Origin of the sequence: Chryseobacterium sp., from assembly GCF_022712095.1 — a bacterium.
Classification (GTDB): Bacteria; Bacteroidota; Bacteroidia; order Flavobacteriales; family Weeksellaceae; genus Chryseobacterium.
In genome coordinates this window covers 1-5,097 of record NZ_JALAHD010000237.1, presented here as the reverse complement: position 1 = coordinate 5,097, position 5,097 = coordinate 1, and the positions used below count along the sequence as shown (strand labels likewise).

Genomic DNA, 5,097 nt, shown 5'->3' with positions numbered 1-5,097 from the left:
CCTCTATACTCTATACAGGAATCAGGAGATTGATCATGTATTGTCTTATTCTTCTGCTTTTTACCTTATTAATGTACCTTTTAAGAGATCAGATATCTTTTATAAGGGCAAATCATCCGGATAGTTCATTATATATTATATTTTTAAGAGTATTTTCCTATTTGGTCATACTTTATTTCTTTTACAGTTTATTTATTTACTATAAAGAAAAAAATCAATTATCAAAACTGGACGCAGAGATGAAGGGAGAACGCGGGGTTTCCGATAAGGGTATAAAGGAGCTTTTTGAGGCTATTTCCAGAAAGGATAATTCATTTATGCCTCTGTTTATGGAGTATTATCCTAATTTTATGCCTCTTCTTATGGAGATAAATCCTTCACTTAGTACGAATGAGGTTGAAGTTTGTGCTTTGTTGAAATTGGGTCTTACTACCAATGAGATATCTATTGCGACCAGCTCTTCTTATAAAGCGATAGAATCTGCCCGGTTTCGTATCAGAAAGAAACTCAGTCTTAATACTAAAGAAAACTTGACAGCCTATTTTAACTCTATAGGGTTTACTGAATAGAGTAGAGTTTCTTTTATTTTCCTATTTCAATTTACTTTCAGTTTGTCGTTTCTTGACCTCAGAATAGAATTTTGTCCCTTTTTTCATCTCTTCTTGGCCTCTCATTATTTTAAAAGGGTCTATTTGTAAGTGTTTGATATTCAATTGTGAGTGTCTGTGAGTGGTACTTAACGTGAATTAAAGGGTGCCTTAACAGGAATTAAAGGGGAAATGAGTTTTTCTGAAGAAGTATAAAGCTAATACTTTTGTCTGAAATTATTTCGAAAAATAAAGTGAGGACAATTCAGGGTAATAACAAGAGAAGATATTTTGGCTTAGCAGTCAAAGTACAATTTTTTTGTTACCTGTTTACCTGCCTTTTATTTTCTTCACAAATTCCAGATAGTGGAAATGCTAAAAAAAATCAAGTAAACGAACAATCTGAGACTATACAGAAATCAAAATATTCTTCAGAAGCATATATCACTATTCAGGAGGGAACTTTGATATCGGGATTAGAAAATATTAAAAAAACTAATACCCAACTTAGGATTGTATATACTTTTGATAAAAAGAAACTCCCGGTTGCTAAAAATGTTAAGGTTGCAAAAAAAATTAAAACAGTAAAAACAGATGTGCCGGAAAAACAAAAAGTATATAAACAACCGGTTTTTAATAAAGGATTTTATGATGTAAGAATTGTCTCAGAATTATTCATTAGTCAGGCTATTATAAATAATGATAGAAGTAACCATGTAAATGGTTTTAACCTGAATCTTGCAGATAAGTATACTCTGGGTTTTAAATATATAATTTATTGTAAAAATGAATCCGGATATCTAACTAAAATCTTGACGCCTCAAGTATTAGTACTTTATAGCCCGAGAGCTCCACCTTTAATATGAATCAATATAAAATTTATTTTAATCTTAGTAACAAAGATTAGGACTGGGATGATCAACTCTTATTTTAGGAAAAACATAATTAAAAAATAATGAAAAAAAATATCTTTTTACTATCAATGATGATGGTATCTGCTGTCGCTTTTGGACAGGTCGGAATTAATACTACAAATCCTCAAACCGTACTGCATGTAGACGGAGCTAAAGATAATGTGACAACAGGAGTGCCTACAACAGCTCAGCAATCCAATGATTTTGTTGTTACTTCTACAGGAAGTGTGGGGGTAGGTACGGCAACCCCTGATCCTTCTTCGATTTTGGAACTTAATGTCAATGATCTTGCTGACGGAAGCAAAAAAGGATTTTTAGGACCTAGGGTAGCATTAACTTCAATGACGGATGCTGTTACTATTCCTAATCCGGCTGTAGGATTATTAGTGTTTAACCTGGGAACTGTTTCCACATTTACATATGTAGGATATATTTTCTGGAACGGATCAGAATGGAGAACCCTTGATGGCAAATCTCTTGCACCGGGGACTATCGGAGCAATTACCTGTAACGGTGTTTCCTTAACACCGGATTCATATGTTGCAGGAACGCCTTATAGCGGAGTAATGACTATTCCTTATACAGGGGGTAACGGAGGAACTTATGAGGCTCAGACTTTAGGACCTGTTAATGGTCTTACTGCTACACTCGCAGCAGGAAATTTTGCCTATGGTGCAGGATCTTTAAGTTATACCATCACAGGAACCCCTACAGTAACGTCTCCGGATACTACAACATTTGATATAACTTTAGGAGGAAGAACCTGTAGTGCTATTATCGGAGCCGGTGACGGAATTGCATTAGGAGATTTGGTTTACTATAAAGCTCCAAATATTTTAGCCAGCATTGGTGGTGGTGGGGAAAATGGAACTACAGCTACTAACTGGTTAAGCTATTATGCAACAGATCTGCCTATATTAGGAGGAAAGATCAGATTGGACGGTTATTTAACGGGTAGTGGAAACGGAGGAACCGGTACAGTATCTTTCAACCCAAGATTAGTAAACGTTTCTGGATCTCCGGTGAAAATATGGTTCTCAGCATTAACTAATGTGGATAGAATGAATGGTGCTAATATAGTACTGGCAGCTAACGGAGGTTGGGTAAACCTTGATAATGGTATTTATTTAAACTATGGTGCCAACCAGTTAACCAGCAGTGGAGGAAGTGCTTCAACTACCAATACGGGAAGTTCCAGCCAGGAAGTATTAACAATGGACATTTCACTGGATGACAAATGGTACAGAGTATATTATTTCCCGAACATTGATAACAATGATACATCTGATAATACTGACAACTTCAGAAGAATCTATATTTCAATTCAGAGACTATATTAATATGAAATAATCATTCTGAACAATATGTTGAAACCTGATTCGGGATTATCTTCATATTGTTCTATTTCTTAATAATTCTTGATGTTTTTGTGTGTGAGTCAAGTATAATCATAGAATAGATAAGAATTTTAAGAAATAGAAATTTAAGGCACCAGTATGGTTAACATACTGGTGCTTTTTTATGGAACAGGAAACGAAAGTAAATAAAATTCTTTTTGTGGGGAGTAATTGTTAATAAGCTTCAATACTACTGCATAGTCAAAAAAAATAATTCACTGGGATATCTTTTTGATAATGAGCTGAATAAATGATTCAATAAAAAAGATGATTGTATTGGATCTAAAAGGTTTTGATTGGGTTTAGTCCATAATTTTGTGAAAACAAATAATAAGCAATCAGGAGACTCATGCTGTTCCGGATTTATTATTTGGTAGGAGAACGGATGCCACATTCTTATAGATAATATAATAGTTCTTGGTATTATAGATTGAGCTATGAAGAATACGAGTATGATAATATCTAATAAAGAAATAATAATGCAATCATGAAAAAAAAATTTTTATTAATTGTTTTTGCTTCAGCTGGGCTCAATAATGTGTATGCACAGGTCGGAGTAAATACTAAAGAGCCTCACTCTAATGCTGTTCTGGATCTCAGGCCTAACAAGACTACCAATCCTGCAGCAAAAACATTAATCCTTCCGCAGCTTCCTGATCAGAAAACCGGAGGAATCACTCCGGAATCCAATTCCAGTAATATTACTGCGACGAATCAACGGGATAATGGAATGATGTATTTTAATACGGATACCGGATGTATAGATTATTGGATTGCTTCAAAAGGGAATTGGAGTTCATTATGTGGTAATCCTCCTTCTGCAAAACTGACCACTATAACCAATGATTTAAATGATTATATTTATACATATAACCCTATTACGGGGAGCCGGACTCCTCCTTCAATTAATCTCTTGGCCGATGTTGCAAGGGCTGGAGGAATGATTATTACTACTTCTGAAGCAACACAAAATACAAATGGGATAGGCTATACATTTAATAATCATTTGTATGCAGGGAATCAGACCCTGACGCTTAATGCTCAGGGATATCCTGAAACTACGGGAACTTTTGAATATAAAGCACTTTATGATGCAAATGGTGATGGAGTAGTAGATACATTTGTTACGAATAAAAATGGTCAGCCTTATACATTTAAGGTAAAATATCAGGAGATTATCCCTAACCAGACCAAAATGCTTTCGGCACCTCAAAGAACGCCGGGATTTTCAAACCCAAGTTTTGTAATGGGTTTGGATGATCTTACCATTCCTGTAAAAGCTGGACAAAAACTCGATGCTACATATGTGATCAATATTGATAATATGGATAATGCCTTTGCAGGAAATTTTGCTTTCCCGGCTATTACTGATGCAGCAGCAGTTCCTGCGAGTCAATTGACCCTTACAGGTACCTATGTGAATAAAAATGGCTCAGGAGGTACTATCATAAGTGGAAATATTGATATTACAAATAGAGATAAGAACCCTCTTCAGAATAGAGGTACGGATATTAATACCTCAGGCCTCAAGCAGTCTATTGTAATAACTGTAACCTATGTTAATAATAGCGCATCTACTGTGGATTTTAGTGTTGCGGCTGTACAGGACATTAATTATTCTGCATCATCTTATTATTTTACAGTGTCTTCCGCATCTGTTACTTACACAACAACTAATCCTGGAGTTTAACTATATATATGAGTAAGATTCATTAATGAAAGCATAGTTTTTTGAAGTAAATAATAAAAAGTTAATGAATCGAAAATCCCCAAAATCATTCTTTGGGGATTTATTTTTCATATTAGTTCAAAATTATATTTTGCGTTAACAGTATTTCTTCTTTATATACTTTCTCGAAGTATTTATTCAAAGATATGATTGTTTCCTTGCTTATAGGGTTTATAGGTATGCCCTTTTGCTTCAATAAGGTTAGGAAACCCGTCATTATTTACCTTAAGAAGGTTTAAAACAATCGGGTGCAAAGGGATAAAGATGAGTTTTTTAATACAACCGATTCCGTCAATTTTCAATAACTGATTTTTTGAGAAATTAATAAAATTTGAAAAGCGTTATCGCGTGTAACAGCTTATAAGAAGCCATTCTTTGCCAATTGTAAAGCAAAAGGTACTTAGCCACATTTCGATGATAAGCAATGTTTTGAGGGGTATAGAGTACGGGAAGTAGCAAAGGAATAATTT

Annotated in this window: 4 protein-coding genes and 1 pseudogene; 4 read left to right on the top strand and 1 reads right to left on the bottom strand. The window is 34.5% G+C overall.

Annotated features, from left to right (window positions below; translation table 11 throughout):
* The 4 genes and pseudogenes from Q0A18_RS12510 to Q0A18_RS12495 all read left to right on the top strand — a co-directional run.
* Positions 1-569 (top strand): annotated as a pseudogene (locus Q0A18_RS12510) (hypothetical protein); the annotation flags it as partial.
* 245 nt (positions 570-814) lie between these two features.
* Positions 815-1,453, top strand: coding sequence for a hypothetical protein (locus Q0A18_RS12505; protein ID WP_292010485.1), 639 nt, complete (start codon positions 815-817; stop codon positions 1,451-1,453).
* Positions 1,454-1,542: 89 nt separating this feature from the next.
* Positions 1,543-2,841, top strand: a complete 1,299-nt coding sequence (locus Q0A18_RS12500; RefSeq protein ID WP_292010484.1) for a hypothetical protein — start codon at positions 1,543-1,545, stop codon at positions 2,839-2,841.
* Between the two features lie 544 nt (positions 2,842-3,385).
* Complete coding sequence (locus Q0A18_RS12495; protein ID WP_292010483.1) at positions 3,386-4,588, top strand: hypothetical protein; 1,203 nt, start codon at positions 3,386-3,388, stop codon at positions 4,586-4,588.
* Between the two features lie 173 nt (positions 4,589-4,761).
* Here the strand turns inward: Q0A18_RS12495 and Q0A18_RS12490 are convergent, their stop codons facing one another.
* On the bottom strand, positions 4,762-4,929 hold the full coding sequence (locus tag Q0A18_RS12490) for a hypothetical protein (RefSeq protein ID WP_292010482.1): 168 nt from the start codon (positions 4,927-4,929) through the stop codon (positions 4,762-4,764).
* Positions 4,930-5,097 lie beyond the last annotated feature (168 nt).

What these genes read in the sequence shown, in the direction of transcription:
- Q0A18_RS12495 (WP_292010483.1), top strand. Translation starts at nt 3,386, where the DNA reads ATGAAAAAAAAATTTTTATTAATTGTTTTTGCTTCAGCTGGGCTCAAT.
- Q0A18_RS12500 (WP_292010484.1), top strand. Translation starts at nt 1,543, where the DNA reads ATGAAAAAAAATATCTTTTTACTATCAATGATGATGGTATCTGCTGTC.